Below are 23,366 nucleotides of genomic sequence, written 5' to 3' on the forward strand. Positions count from 1 at the left end.
CGACGGCCAGCGCGGCCCCGATGAGCCGCCGGCGCGTGAGGTGGGTGTCGCCCGTCGTGGTGGTCATGAGTCCTCCCGTGGTCAGGTGGGCAGCACCGGGCGCGCCGCCGCGCCGTTTGGCGCGGGGCGGAGGCCGGTGTCGGTGTTGGGTGCTGGGTTGGTGTGCTGGGTGCTGGTGGTCGTTACCGGCCGTCGGCCGTCTCGACCCGGACGATGAGCTGTTTGAGCCGGGCGATCTCCTCGGCGAGCGCGGCGTCCCCGGCGGGGGTGAGCGTGATCCAGGTGCGGGCGCGCCGGCCGGCGTACCCCTTCTCGACCTCGATCAGCCCGGCCGACTCGAGGACGCCCAGGTGCTGGGACAGGTTGCCGCCGGTCAGCTCCAGCTGGGTGCGCAGGAAGCCGAACTCGACCCGCCGCGCCTCGTGGGCGATGGTGAGGATGCCCAGCCGGACCCGCTGGTGCACCACGTCGTCGAGCCCGGTGGTCGGGTGCGTGGCGGCGGTCGGCTCCGGCTCGTCAGCCGGGGCGCTCATCGGTTCCGCCACGGTCGTTGCGCCAGGGCGAAGCCGAGCCCGCCGAGCAGGAGCACGCCGCCCTGTATGACCAGCGACGGGAACCCCCAGTTGCTCGCCCACTGGGCGCCCCAGCCGAAGTCGACCGGCACCAGCACCACCGCCAGGTATCCGGCGGTGAACAGCAGCAGCGCGAGGTGGCGTTCCAGCCAGGCCAGCACCAGCAGCGCCACGCCGATCGCGGAGCCCACGTCGATGACGCGGAACAGGAACAGCGTCAGCCCGTCCGGCCGGTTCGGCGGCTCGGGCAGCCCCCAGCCCTCGTGCACGACGAGCAGCACCACGGCGGTGGACAGGACGGCCAGCGCGATGCCCGTGACGACGTACGGCACCACCCGGCCGCCCAGCCCCCGTGCCCGGGCGGCCCGCAGGTAGCCGTAGGCGATCGCCACGTACGACACCGCCAGCCCCACTGTCCAGTAGACGGTCGCGGCGACGTTGCGCACTTCGCAGACCTCGCCGTCGGCGATCGCCTTGCAGCCGTAGACCTGGGTGCCGTAGCGGTGGACCGGCATCGCCGCGAACGTCACCACGGCCAGCACCAGCAGCGGCAGCCAGGTCACCCGCTGGGCGACCCGGACCCGCCGCGTGAGGTGCCGCACGTGCGCGAGCAGCCGGCGAGGGTCGCCCCCCGCGGCCATCGAGTCAGTAGTCATGCCGACAGATTTCCATAACAAACCAATTGGCGCTAGTGCCAATCGGGGTGGCGGCGCAGATGCCGGACTGTCGATTCCGCGGGCGTGGTCGGCTGCGAAGTCCGTACGCGCGAGCAGGGCCGCTACGGCGCGAGGGTCGAGCAGGTCACGTACCGGAGAGGTCGCGTGTGAGACACAGTCGCCGCTGGCTGCTCGTCCTGCCACAGACCGACCAGGGGGAGACCACCGTCCCGGCCGAGGACGACCAGAACGTACGGCATCGGGTCTTCTGCGACCTGCTGATGCCCGGCGGCTGGCGCTGCCTGCTCCGCGCCGACCACGAGGGCCCCTGCTCCCGCCGGCTGCGCCGCTGACCCGGCGTCGCGATGCCTGCCCAGCAGAATTCGCGGCGGGAATTCGCGACGGGCCCACCGCCGGCCTCAGGGCGGAAGTCTCTGCCGTCGAGCACGTTGATGACGTCGTCGTCGCGGGTGACCTCGTAGCGCGCCGGCGCAGCTTCGCCATCACCTCGCCCTCCCGTCCCGGTCCGTCGGAATGTCGAGGATGTCGCCGTAGGGCGCCTTCGTGATTCGCCCGATCGGGATGAGGCACGGTCACCCCCCGCCCCGGAAGGCTGTCGAGGTACCAGTTCGCTGCGCGACAACCAGTTGAGGATCACGGGTGAAATCAAGGAGCGGGAACGCAGGGGGATCCTTCCTCCGTCGCCGGGAACGCAGGGTCGGCCAGTTCGAACACGGCGTGACGCTGCCGGGCGACGTCGACCCCAACAGCGTCGACGCGGGTCTTTCCGGCGGGGTGTTGACCGTATGCGTGGGCAAGGCGCACCGAACCGAACCGCGGCGCATTGAGGTCAGGGGCTCGTAACTGGTGGTTCGACGGCGATCGGGCCGGAGAGGAGAATCAGGTGGAATACCAGGATTTCATCAACGCAGTGGCCACGCGGGCAAAGGTGTCGACCGATCAGGCGGCGGCACTCACCCGCGCGACGTTGGAGACATTGGCATGTCGGATCAGCTCCGGCCAGGCTGAGGACCTTGCCTATCAGCTTCCGGAAGGGCTTGACGACTGCCTGCGCAAACCGCTTAGACACGAACAGGCCAAGTATTTGCTCGGGCTCGAAGATTTCGTGCAGCGGGTGGCGGAACGCCCGGGCGTCGACCCTGCGCTCGCCGGTGCCGGGGTCCGCGCGGCGCTCACCACGCTACGTGAGGCTGTTACCCGTGATGAGTTCGAGGACACGGTGGCCGAGCTTCCGAAGGAGTTCTGGCAGGTGATCGAACCGGTGGGTGCCGGTGGCGGGCGGCACCTCCGCTGGTAGCACGCACAGTCGAGGCAGCAGCAGGTGTGCCCGCGCCGCACGCGGGTACGCCGCTGCCGGCTGGACCGGGGAGGTGTGGATGGGATCGAGGCGCCGGACTACTTCCAGCCCGAGGGTCGGGGTGGGGAGTTCCTGACCGAGCCGAAGGATCATGGGGTCGAGATCCGGTGCTACCTGCGGGATCCGGACGGCTACCTGATCGAGCTCGGTCAGGCCACCGGGATCCTCGCCGAGATTGATCGGGCCGTCTCCGCCTAATGGTCGTACCGGGTCCTCCGGGCCCTGACCGGTGCGGGCGCGCCCGACCTCGGCCGGCCCGGCCCGCACAGGCGCCGTTTCGCCAGACATCGCTCGATGAAGCGCGATGCCGTGCTGGCGCAGCTTCACGAAAGGTTCTAAGACGTACGCCAGCCCTTTGGGGTGCGCGCCAGCGTGGAACGGCACGCAGGTAGGCGCACGAGACAGAAGGCCTCGGTACACCAACAGCTCAGTGCCGCCGACTTCCTCGCCGTCGTCGGGCGCAACGAACAGCCGAAGCTTGTCGCCCGCCACCCGTCGCGATGCATAACCAGCCCCGGCGGTTCACCGGGGCGCTGCGCTGATCCACGCCCGGCCAGCTTGCCGGTAGGCCAGACTGCATGGGTGAAAAGCACCGCGCTCACCGTCAGGTGGACGCCGTGGCGGTTCGTGACCGCGTTCGGTGTGGTCAGCCTGCTGTCGGACGTGGTGTACGAGGGCGCCCGGTCAGTCATCGGCCCCTACCTGGCCACCCTCGGCGCATCCGCGACCCTCGTCGGGCTCGTCACCGGCGTGGGGGAGGCGTTCGCCCTGGCCGGGCGGCTGGCCACCGGACCCCTCGCCGATCGCACCCGGGCCTACTGGCCGCTCGTCCTGGTCGGCTACGCCGTGACCATGGTCGCCGTGCCCGCCCTCGGGCTGACCACCGCGCTGTGGCTGGCTGCGGCGCTGTTCATCGCGGAGCGTGCCGGCAAGGCGATCCGCGGTCCGGCGAGGGATGTCATGCTCTCCCACGCCGCTGCGGCAGTAGGCCGTGGCAAGGGCTTCGCCGTTCATGAGGCGCTCGACCAGGCCGGCGGCGTTGCCGGGCCGCTGCTGGTCGCCGCCGTACTGGCCGCCACCGCCTACAACTACCGGCCCGCGTTCCTCACCTTGGCCGTACCCGCCGTGGCGGGGATGCTCGTGCTGCTGTGGCTGCGCGCCGGCGTACCCGACCCGCGTCGCTTCGAACCAGGCCCTCGACCCGGCGCGGCGCCCGCCCCATCGGGCGGCCGGTTGCCCCGCGTGTTCTGGACCTACCTGGCGTTCACGGTGCTGACCACGGCTGGTTACGCCACCTTCGGAGTGCTCAGCTTCCACCTCGCCACGCGGCACGTCGTACCGCTGGCGGTGGTCCCTGTGGTGTACGCCGGCGCGATGGGCATCGACGCGTTCGCCGCGCTGGCCTCCGGGTGGCTGTACGACCGGGCCGGCTTCCGGGTGCTGGTCGCGGTACCCGTCCTGACCGCCCTGATCCCGCTGGCCGCGTTCACCACCACCGTGGCGACCGCGGTCGCCGGGGTCCTGGCCTGGGGCGCCGTGCTCGGCATCCAGGAATCCACCATGCGTGCGGCCATCGCCGACATCGTCCCCGCCGCTCGGCGGGGCACCGCTTACGGCATCTTCGCCGCCGGATTGGGCGCGGCAACCCTGGTCGGTGGGCTGCTCACCGGCGCCCTCTACGACTACTCGATCACCGCCGTGATCGTCACCGTGGCCGGCATCCAGGCCGTCGCCCTGGCCCTGTTCCTCGCCGCCGTCCGACCGGCTACCCAGGCCCGGGTCCTTCGCCGGTAATCTTTCGGATCCTCGCTGCGAGAGGCCGAGGAGTTCCGGCCAGGGGCCGGTAGTTCCGCTATCCGAGCTCGAACGGCCGGTCGACCAGGGCGGTCAGCTTCTTCGGCGCCAGGACGCAGTAGCTTTCCGTGAGCAGCTCGGCGACCTCGTCCCAGCCAACGCCCTCGTCGAGCACCATGCCAACGACGTCGGCGCCCCAGCCCGGCTTGAAGAACGGGTGGCCGCTGGCGATCAGCCCGGCGATCTCGTCGCCGGGCGACCGGAACGTCAGTACGCAGATCGGCTGGTCGGTCGCGGCAGCTCGGGCGTAGGCCAGCTGGTGGTCGGGGTCGACCGAGAGCACGTGGGCGAACGTGCGTTTGCGGATCCGCCAGCGCGTTCCCACCCACGCTGGCTCCTCGTAGGTCTCCGGCAGCCCGAGGCAGACGGGCCGGAGCCGGTCGAGGATCTCGGGTGGGACGTCTCCAGGGCCAGTCACGCGCGGGACGCTACCCGGCCCCTCCGACAGGCCCCGCCCAGCGGAGCGCTGATCCGGCGGCTTGTGCACGCCCCGGCCGTCATGGCCTGTCGGCTCGGACTCGTCGAGGAGCTGCTCCAGCGCCTTTGTCCCGCCATCCGGGTCCTCGACGGGCGACGAGTGTCCGACGCCAGGCAGCCGATTCGTCGTACCCGGAGAGTACGACCGACTGAGACCGATGAGTGTCGGCGTGGTGGACGGTCTAACGGAGCGGATCGTCAGACAGAACGGAAGGATGAGGGCATGAGCGGCGTACGGGTGTTGGTAGGCACGCGCAAGGGTGCGTTCACGTTGACGTCGGACGGCAGGCGCGGCGACTGGATGGTCGACGGACCTCATTTCGGCGGCTGGGAGATTTTCCACCTCGCCGGGTCGCCGGCCGACCCGAACCGGCTCTACGCGTCCCAGTCCGGCGGCTGGTTCGGTCAGTTGATCCAGCGCTCGGACGATGGCGGCAAGACCTGGACCCCGGTCGGCAACGACTTCGCCTACTCCGGCGAGGTCGGCGAGCACCTGTGGTACGACGGCACCCCACGCCCGTGGGAGTTCAAGCGCATCTGGCACCTTGAGCCGTCCCGCGACGACCCCGACACCGTGTACGCGGGTGCGGAGGACGCCGCCCTCTACGTGTCCACGGACGGCGGTCTGAAGTGGAAGGAACTCACCGCCCTTCGTACGCACCCGACCGGGCCGACGTGGCAGCCTGGCGCCGGCGGCATGTGCCTGCACACGATCATCCTGGACCCGGCGAACAAGGACCGGATCTACGTCGCCATCTCGGCGGCGGGCGCGTTCCGGAGCGACGACGCCGGCGCCAGCTGGCTGCCGATCAACAAGGGCCTGCGGTCCGGGGAGATCCCCGACCAGGACGCCGAGGTCGGCCACTGCGTGCACCACATCACCCAGCACCCGTCCCGGCCGGACACGCTGTTCATGCAGAAGCACTGGGACGTCATGCGCAGCGACGACGCCGGGGCGAACTGGCGCGAGGTCAGCGGCGACCTGCCGTCGGACTTCGGGTTCCCGATCGCGGTGCACGCGCACGAGCCGGAGACCATCTACGTCGTGCCGATCAAGAGCGATTCCGAGCACTTCCCGCCGGAGGGCAAGCTGCGCGTCTACCGCAGCCGCACCGGTGGCGAGCACTGGGAGCCGTTGACCAAGGGCCTGCCCCAGTCCGACTGCTATGTCAATGTGTACCGCGACGCGATGGCGGTCGACACGCTCGACCCGTGTGGGATCTACTTCGGCACCACCGGTGGCCAGGTCTACCACTCGGCGGACGGAGGCGACAGCTGGGCGCCCATCGTACGGGACCTGCCGGCCGTGCTCTCCGTGGAAGTCCAGGTGCTGCCGTGATCCGGGTCGTCCTCCCGGCGCACCTGAAGAACCTGGCTCACGTCCGCGGCGAGGTACGTCTCGAGCTGCCCGATCCGGGTACCGGCCCGGTCACCCAGCGCCTGGTGTTGGACACCCTCGAGGCGCGATACCCGATGCTGCTCGGCACGATCCGCGACCGCCACAGCGGCAAGCGCCGCGCGTTCGTCCGCTTCTACGCGTGCGAGGAGGACCTGTCCAACGACTCGCCCGACGCACCACTGCCTGAGCAGGTCATCGCCGGCGAGGAACCGTTCATCGTCCTCGGGGCGATGGCCGGGGGATAGCCCGGCATTCGGCGACAGGAGTTCGGATTTCCTGACCGAGCCGAAGGATCATGGCGTCGAGATCCAGGTGCTACCTGCGTGATCCGGATGGCTACCTGATCGAGCTGGGTCAGGGCACGGGGATCCTCGCCGAGACGGGTCGAGGCGCCTCCGCATGACCGGGCCGCGGAAGGTGTCCTTCAGCGCGACCCGGGCATGTCGACGGCGGGTCGAGGCCCGACGGGGGCCTACCGGCTGCTCTTGAGATTCCGGTGGAGTTTCTCAGGATCACGAACGAAGTCCATTCGTTTGTCCCGCGCCCGGGAGAGGTCGTCGATCATGTGCTGCACCTCGCCGGGGGTGAACCGTCGGTCCGCGTCGCCCTCCTTCTTCAGCCAGTTGATCACTTCGTCGTAGTTCTTCCAGTCCCGTTTGCCCATCAGACGCTCGATGTCGGAAATCTCGTAGTCCTTCTGCGTCGCCTGGCTGGCCGGGTCGTGGATCTTCATAACCTGCTCCTCCCGTGTGACGGTGCTTCGTCGCGCGAATGCCCGAGGCGTACGCGAGCAAACGCCTGAGGCCCGGAGCCAGGAGTACGGGACGCTCGGACAGGTGCCCCGCCGGAGACGCATGAGCTGCAGCGTTGGCCGCTGCCCGTTTCGGGGTACGCGGCGCGAATGGCCGAGCTACTGGAGGACGGCGACATCTACTTCCTCTACCGTCCCAGGGTCGAGGAGGAGCACGTCGACTCCCTGGAGGAGGTCCAGCGGCTGCTGGTGGTGATGCACCCGTGGCACGGCCGCCATCTGCGGCTACTCGTGGTCGGGCGTAAGCGCATGCCCGAGATCGACGAGCACGACCGCTTCTGGGCGTTCGTCGACGCGGTGGTGGACCGGCCTGAGCAGCTGCACGAGGCCCTGCAGGCACGGGAGTACCGGACGAGGACCCGTGGCAGGCGGGAGCAGCCGCCCGCCCGGCCGGCGGCGGAGGGGGCGTACGTGATCGCGCGGCACGACGACCACACCCATCTCGCGTACGAACTCGAACTGCCCACGCGTCCCGGCGAGGCGCAGCACGAACTCGGCATCGAGCCGGAGGCGAGCTACATCGTCACGGTGAAGAATCCGCAGGCACCCTCCCCGCCCGGAGTCGGCCTGCGTGGGTCCCAAAAGGTCAAGCTGCCCGCCGCGCTGCAGGGAAAGTTCCACAATCGTCGCTTCGCCCCGCTCGACCCGCCCGACTTTCTCGACCACCCCGGGACCGAGATGGTGCTCATCGGTGCGGCCCACGACGCCTCCGAGGAGTTGCGGATCGACCTGGACGCGGAGGTCGAGCGAGCGGAGCGGAGCACGATTTTCGGGGATCTGCGGATCGGACGCCGGGAGCGCCCCGTCGCTCCGCTCTTCACGGGTGAGTGGGCCTGAGTCCTCCGACTCAGGCGCCCTTACTACCGCTTCTTCTTGGGTTTGGGCGGCAGCGTCGCGACGTACGCCTGAGCTTTGTTGACCCACCCGGTCGCCTGCTCGGTGGTGAACGACGGGGGCAGCGACAGGTATCCACCCATCGGGCGCTCGGCTGGGCCGAACGGTTCCACGCCCTCGATCGTCGCCAGCTCGGCCAGGTCGTCGGCGGCGAGCTTCACCCCGACCGACGAGCCGAACAGCCCGGCGAACATGTTGCCGTTGACGAACGCGCCGAGATTGCCGAACATCGGCTTGACCTCGACCCCTGGGTCGTCAGGGATGACGGACCGGAAGAACTGCTTGTCAGCGTCGGTGGGCTTGGGCATCTGCATCGTCGGATCCTGTCATCCGGCCACGGGGCGACGGCCGGTGAAAGCGGCCAGCCGCTCCATCGGGTCGGCGCCCTTGGGCGCGGCGACCTCCTCGGCGAACGAGGAACCGCGGGCGCCGGGGACGAGCTGCTCGGCGAGCTTGTGGACGTAGGCCACGACCTCGTCACTGACGACCAGCGGCGTGCCGCTGCCCTGGGCCATGTCCCACGCGTGCAACAGGAATTCCACCGGCATGATGCCCGCCGCGAACGTGGCCGGCATCTCGCCGCCGCCGGGGGCGGGGACGGTGCCGTCGAGTCCGCGGGCGCGCCATCCCTCGATGGCCTGCGCCCCCATGGTGGCGACCCGGTTCTCCAGCGAACCCGTCTCGGGGTTCACGACCTCGACGCCGGCCATCGAGCCGAAGGCGACCATGGAGCCGAACAGGTGCTCGGCGAGGTCGTGGCAGGTGAAGTCCGCGCAGGGGGTCTGCTTGGGGCGGTCCTCGGAGGTCAGCTGGCGCAGGACCGTCTGGAGCACGGCCAGGGTGGCGTCGGCGGCGGACAGTTCGTCGAGCCGCTCGGGAGCGGCGGACCACTCGTCGGGGCCGGCGTCCCCGGCGATCGCGGCCTTCTCGAGGCGGCCGAAGTAGTGGTTCCAGCCCTCGGCGTGCATCGCCGCCTGCTCGTCGGTCAGCCCCTCGTGGGTGAGGGTGACCCGGGTGCCGTCGGCGACCGGCTCGATCGTGATCGAGACGGTCGAGGCGTCGGGGGCGAGGTCCGGGTTGCCTTCCCAACCCCAGCCGAACACGACACGCTTGCCGGGCTCGACCTCCCGGAACGTGCCGGCCGCCACGTGGCCGGGGGTGATGGTCCAGCGGTAGTCACCGCCCACGCGGAGGTCGACGCGGGCCGACACGGTCTGCCAGCGGCGCAGCCGCTCCGGCTCGGTGATGAGGGCGAATGCCTCGTCGATGTCGACGGGGAGGACGACGGTCTTGGTGAACATCAGTGACCTCTCTCGATCCGTTGAGATTTCAGGGCGCGTGCGTCGGCGACCAACAGGTCGAGCTCGGCGGTCCAGAACCGGTCGATCTCGGCCTGCAGCTGACGGAGTCCGTCGGGAACGACCCGGTAGATGCGTTCCCGGCCGACCTTCTCGGCCTCCACCAGGCCGACTTCCGCCAGTAGCAACAGATGCTGGGAGATCGCCGACCGGGTGACCGTGAACTCCGCCGCGATGCTGCTCACCGTGCGGGGCTGCGACGCGAGCAGCTGCAGGATCCGTCGCCGGGTGGGCTCAGCAGCGGCAGACAACGCGTCGATCACCTAAAACACGTTAGTGGTGGCTAACGCGTTTGTCAAAATGCTCCGCCGCGCCGCCGCGTCAGCCGCCACCGGACCGGGCGGAGACCACCGTCTCCGCCGAGGACGACCAGAACGTACGCCGTCGGGTCTTCTGCGACCTGCTGATGCCCGGCGGCCGGCGCTGCCTGCTCCGTGCCCGACCACGACGGCCCCCGCACCCGCCGGCTGCGGCGCTGACCCGGCCTCGCGACACCGGCCCAGCAATTCCGCGGGTGTGCCGGCGCCGCAAGCGGGTACGCGCCCTGCCGACTGGGACCCGGGGAGGCGTGGATGGCGATCGAGGCGCCGGACTACTTCCAGCCCGAGGGTGGGCTGGTGCTCACGCATCTGCTGATCGTGCGGGATGTGGACCGTTCACGGGAGTTCTACCGGCGGGTGCTGGGAGCGACGGTGGTGCGGGAACGCCAGCCGGCGATCCTGCGGTTCCACAACAGCTACATCGTGATCAACAGCGAAGGCGGTCCGACCGACGACAAGCCGGGCGTACGGGCACAGGCGCCGCCGGATCCGAACACGCTCAGCGGCGCGATGAACATCCGGGTCACTGACGTCCGAGCGGTCTATGAGCAGTGGCGGTCACGGGGTGGGGAGTTCCTGACCGAGCCGAAGGATCATGGCGTCGAGATCCGGTGCTACCTGCGGGATCCGGACGGCTACCTGATCGAGCTGGGGCAGGGCACCGGGATCCTCGCCGAGATGGGTCGGGCCGCCTCCGCCTGACCCTGGCCGCGCGGCCTCCGCAGGCGCCGTTTTGCCAGACATCGCTCGGGTAAGCGGCGCTCGTCGCCTCAACGGTGAGGACGCGACCCACGGTCCGGAAGGAGAACCCGTGAACTACGCCGAGTTTCTCGAAGCGGTGGGAAAGCGGGCGGGAATGCCAGCGGCGGAGGCGGCGAACGTCATCCGAGCCACCCTCACGACATTGGCGGAACGGGTCAGTGGCGGCGAGGCCCGCGACCTGGCCGCGCAGCTCCCCGAGGAGTTCCGAGGGTACCTGCACAAGGAAGTGGACTTCGGCGAACGGCTCGATCTCGTGGAGTTCCTCAATGAGGTACGGGCGCGCACGGGAATGGATGACCAGCGGGCCGCTGAGGGAGCCCGCGCGGTATTGGCCACCCTGCGCGAGGCGGTGAGCGCCGAAGAACTCAAGGACCTGGAATCCGAGCTGCCAAAGGACATCCGGCAGCTGCTTCATCCGGTACGCCGAGTCGGAGCGTGATTCGACCCCAATCCCTGCAGAACTACCGCCTGCCCCGACTGCGGGCAGGCGGTAGTTCACATCACGCTGCGGGCCGCGGTGGGACCCCGTACAGCGGCGGGCGCCTCACCGGCCCCGGCCGGGCCGGGCTACCAGGGTGCGGGCGCCCCAGCCGGGCTTGAACTGACGCTGGCGGCGAAGTGGCTGAGCGGGGATGATCGAGGTTCATTGCGAGGAAACTCCGGATCAGCCGATCGGGGGCGGGGAAGTGGGTCGACGCCGATGACCCCGACGCAGCTGCGCGCATATGTCGCGGTGGTCCGGCTGGGATCCGTCAAGCAGGCCGCCGCGCAGCTCGAGGTCTCCGAGGCGGCCGTCTCGATGCACATCGGACAGTTGCGCAAGGAGTTCGGAGACCAGCTGTTCTCCCGGACGGCGGCGGGGCTCGCGTTCACCCCTGGCGGGCTGCGGCTGGCCAGCCGCGCGGCCGAGCTGTTGGGCCTGCAGGACCGCACGGTGCTCGAGGTGAGCGCCGCGGGACGCGGCCGCCGGTTGCTGCGGGTCGCCGCGTCCAGCCTGTTCGCCGAACTCGCCGCGCCGGGGCTGATCGAGCTGTTCGCGAAGCGCGCCGCCGACCTCGATGTCGAGCTGAGCGTGCCCAACCCGGGATCGTTCGAGACGCTGCTGCTGACCCGGGCTGCGGATATCGCAATCGGGCCGCAGCCCCCGGTCGTCGACAAGGCGATCGCCTGCCGGCCGGTGATGAACTTCCGGCTCGTGATCGTCGTCGGCCCGGACCATCCGCTGGCCGGCGTGCAGGCGTCGCCGGGGCAGCTGCGCGACCAGACCTGGCTGCTCGGGCCGTCGGCGGCCACCGACCTGGGCGCGGTCCCGGCGATGCTGCGCCGGCTCGCCGTGCCCGACGACCGGCAGCAGATCTTCCAGAGCCACGCGGCCGCGCTGGGGGAGGCGAAGCGCGGCAAGGGCGTCGCGCCGGCGCTGTCGTTCACCGTCGCGCCGGACGTCCGCAAGGGCCATCTCCTGCTGCTGGCTGGGCCGCATGCGACCTTCGAGGCCGTCTGGCATTCGCTGGTGCTCACCAACCCGGGCACCCCGTCGGCCGCGGCCGAGCTGTCGCGGTTCGCGTCGACGCCGCGGGCGATTCAGGCGATGATGCGCGGCGCGGGTGTCAGCGTGGGCCATTTCAGACCGTCGGTGCACGTGACGCTCTGGAGCTGACTGGCGGCGTCCACCAGGTCCCGGAACGTCCCGGCCGGCAGCAGCCGATCACAGTAGGGCAGCGCGGCGGCCATGCCCGCCACCCGAGGGACGAAGCCGGGGGCGCCGGCCCGCGGATTCAACCAGATTATCCGGTACGCGCGGCGGCGCAGCCGGGCCATCATGGCGGCGAGCTCGCCGGGCAGGTCGCTGTCCCAGCCGTCCGAGCCGATCACCACCACCGCCCCGCGGACGGCGTCACCGTGGTGGGACGCGAGCAGGGCGCGCAGGTTCGTCGCGATCCGGGTGCCGCCGAACCGGTCGGACACGGCCGCGCTGGCCTGCGCGACCGCCGCGGCCGCCGAGGTGTGTCGCAGCGCGACCGTGAGCCGGGTCAGCGTCGTCGCGAACGCGAACACCTCCGCGTCGGCGACCACCGCGAACGCCCGCATCAGGTGCAGGTAAGCGGTCGCCTGCGCCCGCATCGACTCGCTGACGTCGCAGAGCAGCACGACCCGGCGCGGTCGCCGCACCGGCCGCTCGCGGACAACCTCGACGGGTTCCCACGCGGTGCGGCGGGCCCGGGCGATCGTCGCCCGCAGCGCGACCCGCCGTCCGGCCGGGCCGACGGCGTGCCGCCTGGTGCGCCGGGTCGGCCAGCCGGCGACGGCCGCGCGCAGGGCGTCGCCGAGTAGCGCGACCTGCGCGGCGTCGAGCTCCTCGAACGGCCGGTCGGCGAGGACGGCGAGGGCGCTGGGGCGCCGCTCGGGCAGCCGCATCGAGGCCTTGGACTCCCGCGCCTCGGCGACGGCCGGTGGCAGTGTCGCCCACGGCAGCCCACCGCCCGGGCCCGCGTTGTCGGTGTCCGCGGGCACCGGCACGTGCACGTCGTCACGGCGACCCGGCGGGGCCGCGGACCGGGTCAGCGGCAGCGGCGGCGCGTCGGCGAAGACGGCTGCGAAGACGCGGTCGAACGCGGCGAGATGGGCGTGCCGGCGGACCAGGCTGATCCGGGCGGTCCAGTAGAGCGTGGACATCGAGACGAGCGGGCTGGCGGCGAGCGCCCGAACGAAGTCGTCGACCTCGGTGAGCCCGGCGGGAACGCCGGCGTGCCGCAGCCGGTCGGCGAAAGCCACGGCGAACGCGGCTCGGTCGATCCCGCGCAGCACGGCGGAGTTCACCGGCGCGCGACCAGCCAGGCGATCACCGCGCCGACCGCGACGAGGCCGACGAGCACCGGCACGAGCCGCTTGGAGATCGAGCGACCGGCAATGCCGAGCAGGTCAAGCGCCTCAGCTTCGGCGGCGGGCTCGGCGAGGGTGGTGGTGGCCGGGGATTCGACGGGCGTGGGCTCGACGGCGGTGGTGCTGGACGTGGTGGCGACGGCCGCGGCGGATGCAGCCGTGACGGGCTCAGGCTCGGGCCGGGCGGCGGACACGGCCGGAGTGCCCGCCGGCTCGGCGGCCGGCGCCGCCCTGCCCGTCTCCTCGGCCGCCAGCTTGGCCTCGAGGTTGATGACGAACTGAGCCAGCAGCTTGCCCGACACCTCCTTGATCATCCCGCCGCCGAACTGGGCCAGCCTCCCCGAGATTCTCAGGTCGGTGTCCACGCTGACCAGCGTCCGGTCGCCGTCCGGCCGCAGCTGGGCGGCGACCAGCGCGGCCGCGTTGCCCGCCGACCGGGCATCGCGGCCCTTCGCGTCGATCACTCCGCGGTACCGCGCGTCGTCCTTCTCGACGAACTGCGCGGTGCCCGCGAACTCGGAGATGACCGGCCCGACCTTGACCTTCACCTTGCCCTGGTAGACGTCGCCGTCGACGCCGGTCAGCTGGGCGCCCGGCAGGCACGGCGCGATCCCTTCGAGGTCGGTGAGGACAGCCCAGGCCCGCTCGATCGGGGTGTTGACCGCGAACTCGTTGGTGATCTTCATGGCTGACTCTCCTGGTAGGTGCCGAGCGCGGCGGCGACGGCGGCGCGGTCGTCGGGCGTCTTGGCGATGGTGCCGATGGTCCGCAGGACGTCGCCGGCGGCGAGGTCGGTGGCGCCGAGCACGCGCAGCGCGGCGACCCAGTCGATGGTCTCGGCCATGCCGGGCGCCTTGTCCAGCTCCAGGTCGCGCACGCCGCCGATGAAATCGGTCGCCGTGCGGATCAGCGGCTCGGCCGCACCCGGTACGGCCCGGCGGACGATCTCGGCGACCCGGCCCGGCTCCGGGAAGTCGATCCAGTGGTACAGGCAGCGACGGCGCAGCGCGTCGTGCAGCTCCCGGCTGCGATTGGAGGTGAGCACGACGATCGGCGGCGTGCTCGCCGCGAACGTGCCGAGTTCGGGGATCGTGATGCCGGCCTCGCCGAGGAACTCGAACAGCAGTGCCTCGAACTCGTCGTCGGCGCGGTCGATCTCGTCGATCAGCAGCACCGGCGGGACCGGCCCCTGATGACGTACGGCCCGCAGGATCGGCCGTTCCTGGAGGAACTCGGCACTGAACAGGTCGGCGTCGGTGAGTTTCGCGTGCTGCGCCTCGGCGAGCCGGATCGCGAGCAGTTGCCGCTGGTAGTTCCACTCGTAGAGCGCCTCGCCGGCGGTCAGGCCCTCGTAGCACTGCAGCCGGATCAGCGTCGTGTCCAGCGCCCGGGCCAGGGCCTTGGCAGCCGCGGTCTTGCCGACGCCGGGCTCGCCCTCGAGCAGCAGCGGCTTGCCGAGCTTCAGCGCCAGGAACACAGCCATCGCCATGCCGTCGTCGACCAGGTAGTCGACGGCGTCGAGGCGGCGCCGGACGGCCAGGGGATCCTTCACCGCGCCTCGCCCGCCAGCAGCCGCTCGTAGTCCGCGCGGGTGTCCACGTCGATCGGCACCGGACCCTCGGCGGGCACCTCGGTCACCGGGTAGCGGCCGGAGTGCAGCAGCTTCCAGACGGCCTTGTCGCCGTGCAGGCCGCGCAGCTCGGGAAACACCTCGCGGCCGAACCGGAACGGATGCCCCAGCCCGTCGGAGTACCGACACACGCCCAGCTCGGTGGCCGCCGAGGCAACCCGCCGGACGTCGGCGGCGCGCACGCCGGGCTGGTCGCCGAGGAGCAGGACGAGCCCGTCGGCGCGCGGGTCCACCACGTTCACCGCCGCGCTGATCGACGACCCGCACCCGGTGCTGAACGCCGCGTTTTCGACGACCTGGACCCCGGTCAGGTCCACCCGGTCGCGGACCAGGTCCGCCGCGCCGCCCAGCGTCACGAGCAGCTGGTCGAAGCGGCACGAGCGGGCCAGCTCCAGGGTCGCGTCGAGCAGTGTCCGCCCGCGGTACGGCAGCAGCTGTTTGGCCTCGCCGAGGCGCACGGATGCCCCTGCGGCGAGCACCAGGCCGGTCACGAACACGGCTACGCCGCCGTGAAGCTCGCGAGGCAGCCGGCGCAGCAGAACCAGGAGTCCTGCCCGTCGACTCGCGCGTGCGGCGTCTCCGGCCCGACCAGCACGGTCATCCCGCACACCGGGTCGACGACCTGCTGCGGCCGCGCCACGGGCGCGCCCGAGGACGCGGCCAGCCCGTCCACCCTGATCGCCCGGACCACCTCACCCATGATCGACAGGGCGATCTCCTGCGGCGAACGCGCCCCGATGTCCACCCCGGCCGGCGAGTGGATGCGGGCCCGTTCGGCGTCGGTCAGCTCCAACTCGTCGAGCAGGACCGCGCCGCGCTTGCGGCTGGCGACCAGCGCGATGAAGCCCACGCCGGCGTCCAGCGCGGCCCGGATCGCGTCATGCTCGCCCTTGCCGAGCCCGGCCACCACGACCGCGGTCGCGCCCGCGTAGTCGCCGGATACGGAGACCTCGAAGTCGAGGAACGCCGCCAGCGTCGCCACCGCGGCGCTGATCGGCGTGCTGCCGGCCAGCCCCAGCACGGGCGCGGGCAGCACCGGCCGCAGGAAGATCTCGATCGCGCCGCCCGAGTGGCACGGGTTGACCACGACCCGCGCCCCCGAGGTCTCGGGGAACGTGGCCGCGCCGTCTGGCAGCACCCGCAGCAGCAGCGTGTTGCCGTCCCGCAGGGTGTCGAGCGCGGCCGCCCGCACCGAACTCTCGGCGCACACCCCGCCGACAAAGCCCTCGATCGAGCCGTCAGACAGGATCACCGCGGCGTCGCCCGGCTGCGCCGACGTCGGCTCCTGGGCGCGGACCACGGTGGCGTGCACGAACGGCTCGCGCGAGACGGTCAGCTCGCGGGTGCGGTCGGCGATAGTCGTCATGATGGGCCCCTCAGACCGGCGGGCGCGCTTGACCGCGCATCGCGTCCCAGACCCGCGACGGCGTCAACGGCATGTCGGCATGCCGTACGCCGAAGGGCTTGAGGGCGTCCACGACCGCGTTGACGATCGCCGGCGGTGAGCCGACCGTGGCCGACTCACCCACGCCCTTCGCGCCGATCGGGTGGTGCGGCGACGGGGTGACGGTGAAGCCGGTCTCCCAGTCGGGCACCTCGAGCGCCGTCGGGATCAGATAGTCCATCAGCGACGCGCCGAGGCAGTTGCCGTCCTCGTCGAATGCGATCATCTCCATCAGCGCCATGCCGACCCCGTCGGTCAACCCGCCGTGCACCTGCCCCTCGATGATCATCGGGTTGATCCGGGTGCCGCAGTCGTCGACCGCGATGAACCGCCGCACCTTCACCTGCGCGGTGCCGGGATCGACGTCCACCACGCAGATGTACGCGCCGTGCGGGTAGGTCAGGTTCGACGGGTTGTAGCAGATCTGCGCCTCGAGCCCGCCCTCGACGCCCTCGGGCAGCTCGCCGGCGCCGTGCGCGCGCATGGCGATGTCCTGGATCGTGACGGACTTGCCCGGGTCGCCCTTGACGTGGAATGCGCCCTTCTCCCAGTCCAGGTCGGCGACCGAGACCTCGAGCATGCCTGAGGCGATGATCCGGGCCTTGTCGCGGACCTTGCGGGCGACCAGGGCCGCCGCCGCGCCCGACACCGGCGTCGAGCGACTGCCGTACGTGCCGAGGCCGAACGGCGTGTTGTCGGTGTCGCCGTGCACCACATCGATGTCGGCCGGCGGGATCCCGATCTCCTCGGCGACGATCTGCGCGAACGTCGTCTCGTGCCCCTGGCCCTGGGACTGCACGCTGAGCCGGACCACGGCCTTGCCGGTCGGATGCACGCGCAACTCACAGCCGTCCGCCATACCCAGTCCCAGGATGTCCATGTCCTTGCGGGGCCCGGCGCCGACGGCCTCGGTGAAGAACGAGATGCCGATGCCCATCAGCTCGCCTCGGGCCCGCTTCTCCTCCTGCTCGCGGCGCAACTGGGCGTAGCCGGCCATCTCCATCGCCAGCCGCATGGTGGGCTCGTAGTCGCCGGAGTCGTACACCCAGCCGGTCTTCGTCGTGTATGGGAACTGCTCCGGTCTGATGAAGTTCTTCAACCGCAGCTCGGCCGGGTCCATGCCCAGCTCGTCGGCGAGGCAGTCGACGATCCGCTCGACCAGGTAGACGGCCTCGGTGATCCGGAACGAGCAGGCGTACGCGACGCCGCCAGGCGCCTTGTTGGTGTAGACCGCGGTCATCTTGCAGTAGGCGGCCTCGATGTCGTAGCTGCCGGTGAACACGCCGAAAAAGCCGGCCGGGTACTTCACCGGCGCGGCGGTGCCGTTGAACGCGCCGTGGTCGGCGAGGACATTGGTGCGGATGGCGAGGATCCGGCCGTCCCGGGTTGCCGCGATCTCGCCGCGCATGATGTAGTCGCGGGCGAAGCCGGTGCTGATGAGGTTCTCCGAGCGGTCCTCCATCCACTTGACCGGCTTGCCGGTGACGATCGAGGCGACGATCGCGCAGACGTACCCGGGATAGATCGGCACCTTGTTGCCGAACCCGCCACCGATGTCCGGCGAGATCACCTGGATCTTGTGCTCGGGGATGCCCGCCACGATGGCGTAGAGGGTGCGGTGCGCATGCGGCGCCTGGGTGGTGGACCAGAGCCGCAGCTTGCCGTCGACCGCGTCGAAGTCGGCGACCGCTCCGCACGTCTCCAACGGTGCCGGATGCACCCGGGGATAAACGAGGTCCTGGCTGACCACCACGTCCGCGCGCGCGAACACGGCCGCGGTGGCCGCCTCGTCGCCGGTCTCCCAGTCGAAGCAGTGGTTGTTCGCCTTGCCCTCGAGGTCGTCGCGGATCAGCGGGGCGTCCGGCTCCAGCGCGCGGCGAGCGTCGATGACCGGGTCGAGGATGTCGTACTCGACGTCGATCAGCTCGAGCGCGTCCCGCGCCGCGTATCGGTCCTCGGCTACGACGAACGCCACCTCCTGGCCCTGGAAGCGCACCTTGTCGGTGGCGAGCACGGCCTGCACGTCGTTGGAGAGGGTCGGCATCCAGGCCAGGCCCTGCTGCGCCAGCATCGCCCCGGTCACGACCGCCTTGACCCCGGGCGAGGCCTCGGCGGCGCTCGTGTCGATGCCGACGATCCGGGCGTGCGCGACCGGCGCCCGGAGAATGGCGAGGTGCAGCATGCCGGGCAGCTGGATGTCGTCGACGTACCGGCCGCGACCGCGGACGAACCGCGGGTCCTCCTTGCGCAGCATCCGGCCATGCCCGACCGGCTTCTGGTCGTTGTCGTGGAAGGTGTCCACGCGCTCGTGCACGGTCGTCATGCGACGCTCCCGGCGGGCTGGCCGGCGTCCGCGATCTCGCCGGCTTCGGCTGATTCGGTGGTCTCGGTGACCCGGGCCGCAGCGGCCGCCTCGTGCACGGCGGCCCAGCGGACCGAGCGCACGATGGTGGCATAGCCCGTGCACCGGCAGATCTGGCCCGAGATCGCCTCGCGGATCTCCGCCTCGGTCGGGTCCGGGTTGGTGTTGAGCAGCGCCCGAGCGGTCATCATCATCCCGGGGGTGCAGAAGCCGCACTGCAGGCCGTGACACTGCATGAAGCCCTGCTGGATCGGGTCGAGCTCGGCGCCCTTGGCCAGGCCCTCGACCGTGCGCACCGCGTGGCCGCCGGCCATCGCGGCGAGTACCGTGCACGACTTCACCGGCTCGCCGTCCAGCAGGACGACACAGGTGCCGCAGTTGCTGGTGTCGCAGCCCCAGTGCGTGCCAGTCAGGGCAAGCACATCCCGCAGGAAGTGCACCAGCAGCAGCCGACCCTCGATCTCCCGGGTGACCTCGACGTCGTTGACGGTCATCGTGACCTGCATGCTCAACTCCTCGCCCGTTCGACGGCCCGGCGCAGGGCCCGTTTGGTCAGCTCGGCGGCCAGATGCCGCTTGTAGTCCGCGCTGCCGCGCTGGTCGGTGACCGGGTCGCAGCTGCGCGCCGCGATCGCCCCGGCCTGCTCGAAGAGGCTCTCGGTGGGCTCCCGGCCACGCAGCGCCGCCGAGATCTCCGGGATGCCCGTGGTGTTCGGCCCGACCGCGGCGAGCCCGACCCGCGCGTCCACGATCGCGCCGCCGTCGAGCCAGACCGCCGCGCCGGCCGAGACCACGGCCCAGTCGCCGGCCCGGCGCTCGACCTTTTCGTACGCGCTGCCGCCGCCCGGCCGCACCGGCAGCCGGATCTCGATCAGGATTTCCGCGTCGCCGACCGTCGTCTCGTAGGGCCCGACGTGGAACTCCTCCATGGACACGACACGCTCGGCGCCGCCGGGCCCGCGGATCACACAACTCGCGTCCAGCGTCGTGCAGACCGCGGACAGGTCCTCGGACGGGTCCGCCTGGCAGAGCGAGCCGCCCAGTGTGCCCCGGTTCCGCACGACCGGGTCGGCGATCACCCGCTCGGCATCGGCGAAGATCGGGAACGCCGCGGCCAGCCCGGCGGACTCGAGCAGCTCCCGGTGCCGGGTGAGCGCGCCGATCCGCACCTCGTCGGGGCCCGGCTCGATGTAGCCGAGTTCCGCGTGCAGGTCGTTGATGTCGATCAGATAGTCGAAGTTGGCCAGGCGCAGCTTCATCATCGGCAGCAGACTGTGCCCGCCGGCGATCAGTCGTGCTGTGCTGCCCAGCCGTTCCATCAGGCCGATGGCCTGATCCACACTGGTAGCTCGCTCGTACTCGAACGGTGCCGGGACCTGCATGTCGCACCTCCGCAGTCCGGCAAAATCTGGCCCCGGCACGTACCAAAGTCAACGCCGACCTAAGTAATTGCTTAGGTCGGCGTTGACGGTGCCGCCGCGGCTCACGGATCGTGCGGCCATGCGGGACATCGTCGACGGGCTGATGGCTTGGCGCACCGCCGGCGTCGCATTCGCCGTGGCGACCGTCGTACGGACCTGGCGATCGGCGCCCCGGCAGCCGGGCGCGGCCATGGCGGTCTCCGCCCACGGCGAGGTCCTGGGCAGCATCTCGGGCGGCTGCGTCGAGGGCGCGGTCTACGAGCTCTGCCTGGCGTCGATCGAGACCGGTAAGGCCCGGACCCAGACCTACGGCGTAAGCGACGACGACGCGTTCGATGTGGGCCTGACCTGCGGCGGCACGATCGAGATCCTGGTCCAGCCGGACGCCGCGATGACCGAGCCCGACGAGGTGCTCGCCGCGATCCGGGACGGCCGGCCGGTCGCCACGGCGTCGGTTGAGGACGCGCAGTTGGTGATCTGGTCTGGCCGGGTCGCGGGCAGCCTCGGCGACCCCGACCTGGACCACGCGGCGGCGCAGCAGGCGGCCGGCATGCTCGCGCTCGGCACCACCGGCACCGTCCACCTGGGTGCGAACGGGGAGCAGCGGCGCGACGAGACGAGCGTCTTCGTCCAGTCATACGTGACCCCGCCCCGGATGATCGTCTTCGGTGCGATCGACTTCGCCGCCGCGGTGGCCCGGATCGGCCGGTTCCTCGGCTACCACGTCACGGTCTGCGACGCCCGCCCGGTGTTCGCCACCCGCAAGCGCTTCCCGGACGCCGACGACCTCGTCGTCCAGTGGCCGCACAAGTACCTGGAGTCGACGGCCGTCGACGAGCGCACAGTGCTCTGCGTGCTGACCCACGATCCGAAGTTCGACGTGCCGCTGCTCGAGGTCGCCCTGCGCACCCCGGCCCGCTACATCGGCGCGATGGGCAGCCGTCGCACCCACGAGGACCGGCTGCGCCGGCTGCGCGAGGCAGGTATGGACGAGGCCGCCCTGGCCCGACTCTCCTCCCCGATCGGGCTGGACCTCGGCGCGCGGACGCCGGAGGAGACGGCCGTGGCGATCGCCGCCGAGATCATCGCCCAGGCCTGGGGTGGCTCGGGCCGCCCTCTCGCCGACCTCGAGACCCCGATCCACCACGCTTGACCAGCTGCGCCAGCGCCGCGAACTGATAACCCGTGTAATTTCACCAGCGTCCGCTATTGAAATTCCGGACCTGAAGGCCCAGGATGGCGACTGAAGGCGACGACCATTGGAGAGGGCACCTGACGTGACCATCGCACCGGCCGCACGTCGCGTCGACCAGCAACCAGCGCGCGACCTGGTCGCCGCCGAACAGGCCGCCGCCCGGTTTCTGGCCGCACTCGGCATCGACCTCGACTCCGAGAGCCTGCGGGACACGCCGGGCCGGATGGCCAGGGCGTACGCCGAGCTGCTCACCGCGCGTCCGTTCGACCTGACCACCTTCCCCAACGACGAGGGCTACGACGAACTGGTGCTGGCCCGGTCCATCCCGATCCGGTCGGTGTGCGAACACCACCTGTTGCCGTTCGTCGGCGTCGCGCACGTCGGCTACCTGCCGGGCGACCGGATCCTCGGCCTGTCCAAACTCGCCCGCGTCGTGGAACTCTTCGCCCACCGTCCCCAGGTTCAGGAGCGGCTGACCAAGCAGGTGGCGGACTGGCTGGCCCTCGAACTGGCGCCCAAGGGCGTCGGTGTCGTCATCGAGGCGGAGCATCTGTGCATGACGTTGCGCGGCGTGCGGGCCGTCGGCGCCACCACCGTGACCTCCACCCTGCTCGGGACCCTGCGGGACGACGCCCGCTCCCGGGCCGAGTTCTTCTCCCTCACCGGAGCCCACTGACACGATTCGGAGACGCGGCATGGAGAACTTCGTCATCGTCGGGGCCGGCCTCGCCGGCGCCAAGGCCGCCCAGACCCTGCGCGAGGAGGGCTTCGACGGCCGAGTGGTACTGCTCGGCGAGGAACCCGAACGGCCCTACGAGCGGCCACCGCTGTCCAAGGGCCTGCTGCTGGGAACCACGCCGCGGCGCGACGTGTACGTGCACGACGCCGGCTGGTACGAGGCGAACCACGTCGAGCTGCGTACCGCGACCCGGGTCACCGGCATCGACCGCGACGACCGCCAGGTCGTCCTGGCCGATGGCGAACGGCTCGGGTACGACAAGCTGCTGCTGACCGCCGGCTCGACGCCCCGCCGCCTGGACGTTCCCGGCGCCGACCTGGGCGGCGTGTTGTACCTGCGCTCGTTGGCGGATTCCGATCGGATCGCCGAAGCCCTCACCGACCAGGCCCAGCTCGTGGTGATCGGTGCCGGCTGGATCGGTCTGGAGATCGCCGCCGCCGCCCGCCGGCACGGCGCCGCCGTGACCGTGGTGGAGACCGCCGACCTGCCGTTGCAGCGGGTCCTCGGCGACGAGGTCGCCCGGGTCTTCGCCGCCCTGCACCGCCGCCACGGCGTCGCCTTCCACTTCGGCGTCGGGGTCCGACAACTGGGGGGCACCGGCCGGGTGTCCTCGGTGGTGCTGACCGACGGCACCCAGTTGGCCGCCGACACCGTCGTCGTCGGCGTGGGCATCCAGCCCAACGTGCAGTTGGCCGAGGCGGCGGGCCTGAAGGTGGAGAACGGCATCGTCACCGACGCCCGGCTGCTCACCTCCGACCCGCACATCCACGCCGCCGGGGACGTGGCCAACGCCTACCACCCGCTGCTGGGCCGACACATCCGGGTGGAGCACTGGGCGAACGCGCTCAACGGCGGCCCGGCCGCGGCGCGGTCCATGCTGGGCCAGCAGGTCGAGTACGCCCGCTTGCCGTACTTCTTCTCGGACCAGTACGACCTGGGGATGGAGTATTCGGGGTGGGTGGCCCCGGACGGCTACGACCGGGTGGTGTTCCGGGGGGATCCGGCCGTGGTGGATGGCAGGGCGCCGGAGTTCATGGCGTTCTGGGTCTCCGACGGTCGGGTGCTGGCCGGGATGAACGCCAACGTGTGGGACGTGACCGACCAGATCCAGACGCTGGTGCGGGCCGGCCACGGGGGCCGGGCCGTCGACCTGGCCAGGCTTGCCGACCCGCGGGTGCCGCTCGGCGATGTGCTGAGCTGAGCGGGCGTGCCGCC

Annotated in this window: 29 protein-coding genes; 14 read left to right on the top strand and 15 right to left on the bottom strand. The window is 71.1% G+C overall.

Features of this window, described 5'->3' with window-relative positions; genetic code table 11:
* Positions 1–182: 182 nt before the first annotated feature.
* Together EV384_RS20305 and EV384_RS20310 are read right to left on the bottom strand one after the other, a co-directional pair.
* Positions 183–533, bottom strand: a complete 351-nt coding sequence (locus EV384_RS20305; protein ID WP_130335612.1) for a transcriptional regulator — start codon at positions 531–533, stop codon at positions 183–185.
* Entirely contained in the window at positions 530–1,228 is a 699-nt protein-coding gene (locus EV384_RS20310; protein ID WP_130335614.1) for a hypothetical protein, read from the bottom strand. The genes EV384_RS20305 and EV384_RS20310 overlap by 4 nt, the downstream gene beginning before the upstream one ends.
* A 167-nt stretch (positions 1,229–1,395) precedes the next feature.
* Here EV384_RS20310 and EV384_RS20315 point away from each other — a divergent pair, with 167 nt between their 5' ends.
* The 5 genes from EV384_RS20315 to EV384_RS20335 all read left to right on the top strand — a co-directional run bounded on the left by EV384_RS20315 (position 1,396) and on the right by EV384_RS20335 (position 4,400).
* Positions 1,396–1,581: a hypothetical protein gene (locus EV384_RS20315; RefSeq protein WP_130335616.1), complete on the top strand. Its 186-nt coding sequence runs from the start codon at positions 1,396–1,398 to the stop codon at positions 1,579–1,581.
* Positions 1,582–1,888: 307 nt separating this feature from the next.
* Positions 1,889–2,092: an Hsp20/alpha crystallin family protein gene (locus EV384_RS37325; RefSeq protein ID WP_207232386.1), complete on the top strand. Its 204-nt coding sequence runs from the start codon at positions 1,889–1,891 to the stop codon at positions 2,090–2,092.
* A gap of 40 nt (positions 2,093–2,132) precedes the next feature.
* On the top strand, positions 2,133–2,546 hold the full coding sequence (locus EV384_RS20325; RefSeq protein ID WP_165439997.1) for a DUF2267 domain-containing protein: 414 nt from the start codon (positions 2,133–2,135) through the stop codon (positions 2,544–2,546).
* A 75-nt stretch (positions 2,547–2,621) separates the two neighbouring features.
* Positions 2,622–2,804, top strand: a complete 183-nt coding sequence (locus EV384_RS20330; protein WP_242624174.1) for a VOC family protein — start codon at positions 2,622–2,624, stop codon at positions 2,802–2,804.
* 384 nt (positions 2,805–3,188) lie between these two features.
* On the top strand, positions 3,189–4,400 hold the full coding sequence (locus EV384_RS20335) for an MFS transporter (RefSeq protein ID WP_130335620.1): 1,212 nt from the start codon (positions 3,189–3,191) through the stop codon (positions 4,398–4,400).
* Positions 4,401–4,458: 58 nt separating this feature from the next.
* Here the strand turns inward: EV384_RS20335 and EV384_RS20340 are convergent, their stop codons facing one another.
* The gene (locus EV384_RS20340; RefSeq protein ID WP_130335622.1) at positions 4,459–4,878 is read right to left on the bottom strand and encodes an MmcQ/YjbR family DNA-binding protein; all 420 of its coding nucleotides are present in this window, start codon (positions 4,876–4,878) and stop codon (positions 4,459–4,461) included.
* A gap of 282 nt (positions 4,879–5,160) precedes the next feature.
* Here EV384_RS20340 and EV384_RS20345 point away from each other — a divergent pair, with 282 nt between their 5' ends.
* On the top strand, positions 5,161–6,276 hold the full coding sequence (locus EV384_RS20345; RefSeq protein ID WP_130335624.1) for a WD40/YVTN/BNR-like repeat-containing protein: 1,116 nt from the start codon (positions 5,161–5,163) through the stop codon (positions 6,274–6,276).
* Complete coding sequence (locus EV384_RS20350) at positions 6,273–6,581, top strand: MoaD/ThiS family protein (RefSeq protein WP_130335626.1); 309 nt, start codon at positions 6,273–6,275, stop codon at positions 6,579–6,581. The genes EV384_RS20345 and EV384_RS20350 overlap by 4 nt, the downstream gene beginning before the upstream one ends.
* Positions 6,582–6,808: 227 nt before the next feature.
* Here EV384_RS20350 and EV384_RS20360 read toward each other — a convergent pair whose 3' ends face one another.
* The gene (locus EV384_RS20360) at positions 6,809–7,069 is read right to left on the bottom strand and encodes a hypothetical protein (RefSeq protein ID WP_130335628.1); all 261 of its coding nucleotides are present in this window, start codon (positions 7,067–7,069) and stop codon (positions 6,809–6,811) included.
* A gap of 168 nt (positions 7,070–7,237) precedes the next feature.
* On the opposite strand from EV384_RS20360, the gene EV384_RS20365 reads away from it, so the two are divergent.
* Positions 7,238–7,984: a hypothetical protein gene (locus EV384_RS20365; RefSeq protein WP_130335630.1), complete on the top strand. Its 747-nt coding sequence runs from the start codon at positions 7,238–7,240 to the stop codon at positions 7,982–7,984.
* 23 nt (positions 7,985–8,007) lie between these two features.
* Here the strand turns inward: EV384_RS20365 and EV384_RS20370 are convergent, their stop codons facing one another.
* The 3 genes from EV384_RS20370 to EV384_RS20380 are packed head-to-tail and all read right to left on the bottom strand — an operon-like array spanning position 8,008 to position 9,662.
* On the bottom strand, positions 8,008–8,355 hold the full coding sequence (locus EV384_RS20370; protein WP_130335632.1) for a TfoX/Sxy family protein: 348 nt from the start codon (positions 8,353–8,355) through the stop codon (positions 8,008–8,010).
* 12 nt (positions 8,356–8,367) lie between these two features.
* Positions 8,368–9,342 carry a TIGR03086 family metal-binding protein gene (locus EV384_RS20375; RefSeq protein ID WP_242624175.1) on the bottom strand — a complete coding sequence of 325 codons (975 nt, stop codon included), beginning with the start codon at positions 9,340–9,342 and terminating at the stop codon, positions 8,368–8,370.
* Positions 9,342–9,662 (bottom strand): ArsR/SmtB family transcription factor, encoded by a 321-nt coding sequence (locus EV384_RS20380; protein ID WP_130335636.1) that lies wholly within the window; start codon positions 9,660–9,662, stop codon positions 9,342–9,344. The genes EV384_RS20375 and EV384_RS20380 overlap by 1 nt, the downstream gene beginning before the upstream one ends.
* Positions 9,663–9,971: 309 nt before the next feature.
* Between EV384_RS20380 and EV384_RS20385 the strand changes: the two genes are divergently transcribed.
* The 3 genes from EV384_RS20385 to EV384_RS20395 all read left to right on the top strand — a co-directional run bounded on the left by EV384_RS20385 (position 9,972) and on the right by EV384_RS20395 (position 12,138).
* Positions 9,972–10,421, top strand: a complete 450-nt coding sequence (locus EV384_RS20385; protein WP_130335638.1) for a VOC family protein — start codon at positions 9,972–9,974, stop codon at positions 10,419–10,421.
* 109 nt (positions 10,422–10,530) lie between these two features.
* A complete protein-coding gene (locus EV384_RS20390) occupies positions 10,531–10,920 on the top strand; it encodes a DUF2267 domain-containing protein (protein ID WP_207232387.1) in 390 nt (129 codons plus the stop codon).
* Between the two features lie 261 nt (positions 10,921–11,181).
* The gene (locus EV384_RS20395) at positions 11,182–12,138 is read left to right on the top strand and encodes a LysR family transcriptional regulator (protein WP_130335640.1); all 957 of its coding nucleotides are present in this window, start codon (positions 11,182–11,184) and stop codon (positions 12,136–12,138) included.
* Here EV384_RS20395 and EV384_RS20400 read toward each other — a convergent pair.
* Genes EV384_RS20400 through EV384_RS20435 form a run of 8 tightly spaced genes read right to left on the bottom strand, consistent with a single transcriptional unit; the run spans position 12,063 to position 20,178 of the window.
* Positions 12,063–13,298, bottom strand: a complete 1,236-nt coding sequence (locus EV384_RS20400) for a vWA domain-containing protein (RefSeq protein ID WP_130335642.1) — start codon at positions 13,296–13,298, stop codon at positions 12,063–12,065. The two genes, EV384_RS20395 and EV384_RS20400, sit on opposite strands and share 76 nt — an antisense overlap.
* Positions 13,295–14,047: an SRPBCC family protein gene (locus tag EV384_RS20405; protein WP_130335644.1), complete on the bottom strand. Its 753-nt coding sequence runs from the start codon at positions 14,045–14,047 to the stop codon at positions 13,295–13,297. The genes EV384_RS20400 and EV384_RS20405 overlap by 4 nt, the downstream gene beginning before the upstream one ends.
* Entirely contained in the window at positions 14,044–14,913 is an 870-nt protein-coding gene (locus EV384_RS20410; RefSeq protein ID WP_130335646.1) for an AAA family ATPase, read from the bottom strand. The genes EV384_RS20405 and EV384_RS20410 overlap by 4 nt, the downstream gene beginning before the upstream one ends.
* The gene (locus EV384_RS20415) at positions 14,910–15,488 is read right to left on the bottom strand and encodes a nucleotidyltransferase family protein (RefSeq protein WP_130335648.1); all 579 of its coding nucleotides are present in this window, start codon (positions 15,486–15,488) and stop codon (positions 14,910–14,912) included. Before EV384_RS20415 ends, EV384_RS20410 begins: the two co-directional genes overlap by 4 nt.
* A 2-nt stretch (positions 15,489–15,490) precedes the next feature.
* Complete coding sequence (locus EV384_RS20420; RefSeq protein WP_130335650.1) at positions 15,491–16,357, bottom strand: XdhC family protein; 867 nt, start codon at positions 16,355–16,357, stop codon at positions 15,491–15,493.
* A 10-nt stretch (positions 16,358–16,367) separates the two neighbouring features.
* Positions 16,368–18,758, bottom strand: coding sequence for an aerobic carbon-monoxide dehydrogenase large subunit (locus EV384_RS20425; protein WP_130335652.1), 2,391 nt, complete (start codon positions 18,756–18,758; stop codon positions 16,368–16,370).
* A complete protein-coding gene (locus tag EV384_RS20430; RefSeq protein ID WP_130335654.1) occupies positions 18,755–19,303 on the bottom strand; it encodes a (2Fe-2S)-binding protein in 549 nt (182 codons plus the stop codon). Before EV384_RS20430 ends, EV384_RS20425 begins: the two co-directional genes overlap by 4 nt.
* A gap of 2 nt (positions 19,304–19,305) precedes the next feature.
* Entirely contained in the window at positions 19,306–20,178 is an 873-nt protein-coding gene (locus EV384_RS20435) for an FAD binding domain-containing protein (RefSeq protein WP_130335656.1), read from the bottom strand.
* 118 nt (positions 20,179–20,296) lie between these two features.
* On the opposite strand from EV384_RS20435, the gene EV384_RS20440 reads away from it, so the two are divergent.
* The 3 genes from EV384_RS20440 to EV384_RS20450 all read left to right on the top strand — a co-directional run bounded on the left by EV384_RS20440 (position 20,297) and on the right by EV384_RS20450 (position 23,352).
* A complete protein-coding gene (locus tag EV384_RS20440; protein ID WP_130335658.1) occupies positions 20,297–21,370 on the top strand; it encodes an XdhC family protein in 1,074 nt (357 codons plus the stop codon).
* A 124-nt stretch (positions 21,371–21,494) separates the two neighbouring features.
* Positions 21,495–22,088, top strand: coding sequence for a GTP cyclohydrolase I FolE (gene folE / locus EV384_RS20445; protein ID WP_130335660.1), 594 nt, complete (start codon positions 21,495–21,497; stop codon positions 22,086–22,088).
* 19 nt (positions 22,089–22,107) lie between these two features.
* The gene (locus EV384_RS20450; RefSeq protein WP_130335662.1) at positions 22,108–23,352 is read left to right on the top strand and encodes an NAD(P)/FAD-dependent oxidoreductase; all 1,245 of its coding nucleotides are present in this window, start codon (positions 22,108–22,110) and stop codon (positions 23,350–23,352) included.
* The last annotated feature ends 14 nt before the right edge of the window (positions 23,353–23,366 follow it).

Source organism: Micromonospora kangleipakensis, assembly GCF_004217615.1.
Taxonomy (GTDB): Bacteria; Actinomycetota; Actinomycetes; order Mycobacteriales; family Micromonosporaceae; genus Micromonospora; species Micromonospora kangleipakensis.

Coding starts and splice junctions, on each gene's coding strand:
- EV384_RS20435 (WP_130335656.1), bottom strand. CDS start 20,178: ATGCAGGTCCCGGCACCGTTCGAGTACGAGCGAGCTACCAGTGTGGAT.
- EV384_RS20370 (WP_130335632.1), bottom strand. CDS start 8,355: ATGCAGATGCCCAAGCCCACCGACGCTGACAAGCAGTTCTTCCGGTCC.
- EV384_RS20450 (WP_130335662.1), top strand. CDS start 22,108: ATGGAGAACTTCGTCATCGTCGGGGCCGGCCTCGCCGGCGCCAAGGCC.
- EV384_RS20365 (WP_130335630.1), top strand. CDS start 7,238: ATGGCCGAGCTACTGGAGGACGGCGACATCTACTTCCTCTACCGTCCC.
- EV384_RS20345 (WP_130335624.1), top strand. CDS start 5,161: ATGAGCGGCGTACGGGTGTTGGTAGGCACGCGCAAGGGTGCGTTCACG.
- EV384_RS20310 (WP_130335614.1), bottom strand. CDS start 1,228: ATGACTACTGACTCGATGGCCGCGGGGGGCGACCCTCGCCGGCTGCTC.
- EV384_RS20430 (WP_130335654.1), bottom strand. CDS start 19,303: ATGCAGGTCACGATGACCGTCAACGACGTCGAGGTCACCCGGGAGATC.
- EV384_RS20440 (WP_130335658.1), top strand. CDS start 20,297: ATGCGGGACATCGTCGACGGGCTGATGGCTTGGCGCACCGCCGGCGTC.
- EV384_RS20385 (WP_130335638.1), top strand. CDS start 9,972: ATGGCGATCGAGGCGCCGGACTACTTCCAGCCCGAGGGTGGGCTGGTG.
- EV384_RS20375 (WP_242624175.1), bottom strand. CDS start 9,342: ATGTTCACCAAGACCGTCGTCCTCCCCGTCGACATCGACGAGGCATTC.
- EV384_RS20405 (WP_130335644.1), bottom strand. CDS start 14,047: ATGAAGATCACCAACGAGTTCGCGGTCAACACCCCGATCGAGCGGGCC.
- EV384_RS20395 (WP_130335640.1), top strand. CDS start 11,182: ATGACCCCGACGCAGCTGCGCGCATATGTCGCGGTGGTCCGGCTGGGA.
- EV384_RS20425 (WP_130335652.1), bottom strand. CDS start 18,758: ATGACGACCGTGCACGAGCGCGTGGACACCTTCCACGACAACGACCAG.
- EV384_RS20305 (WP_130335612.1), bottom strand. CDS start 533: ATGAGCGCCCCGGCTGACGAGCCGGAGCCGACCGCCGCCACGCACCCG.
- EV384_RS20360 (WP_130335628.1), bottom strand. CDS start 7,069: ATGAAGATCCACGACCCGGCCAGCCAGGCGACGCAGAAGGACTACGAG.
- EV384_RS20420 (WP_130335650.1), bottom strand. CDS start 16,357: ATGACGACTATCGCCGACCGCACCCGCGAGCTGACCGTCTCGCGCGAG.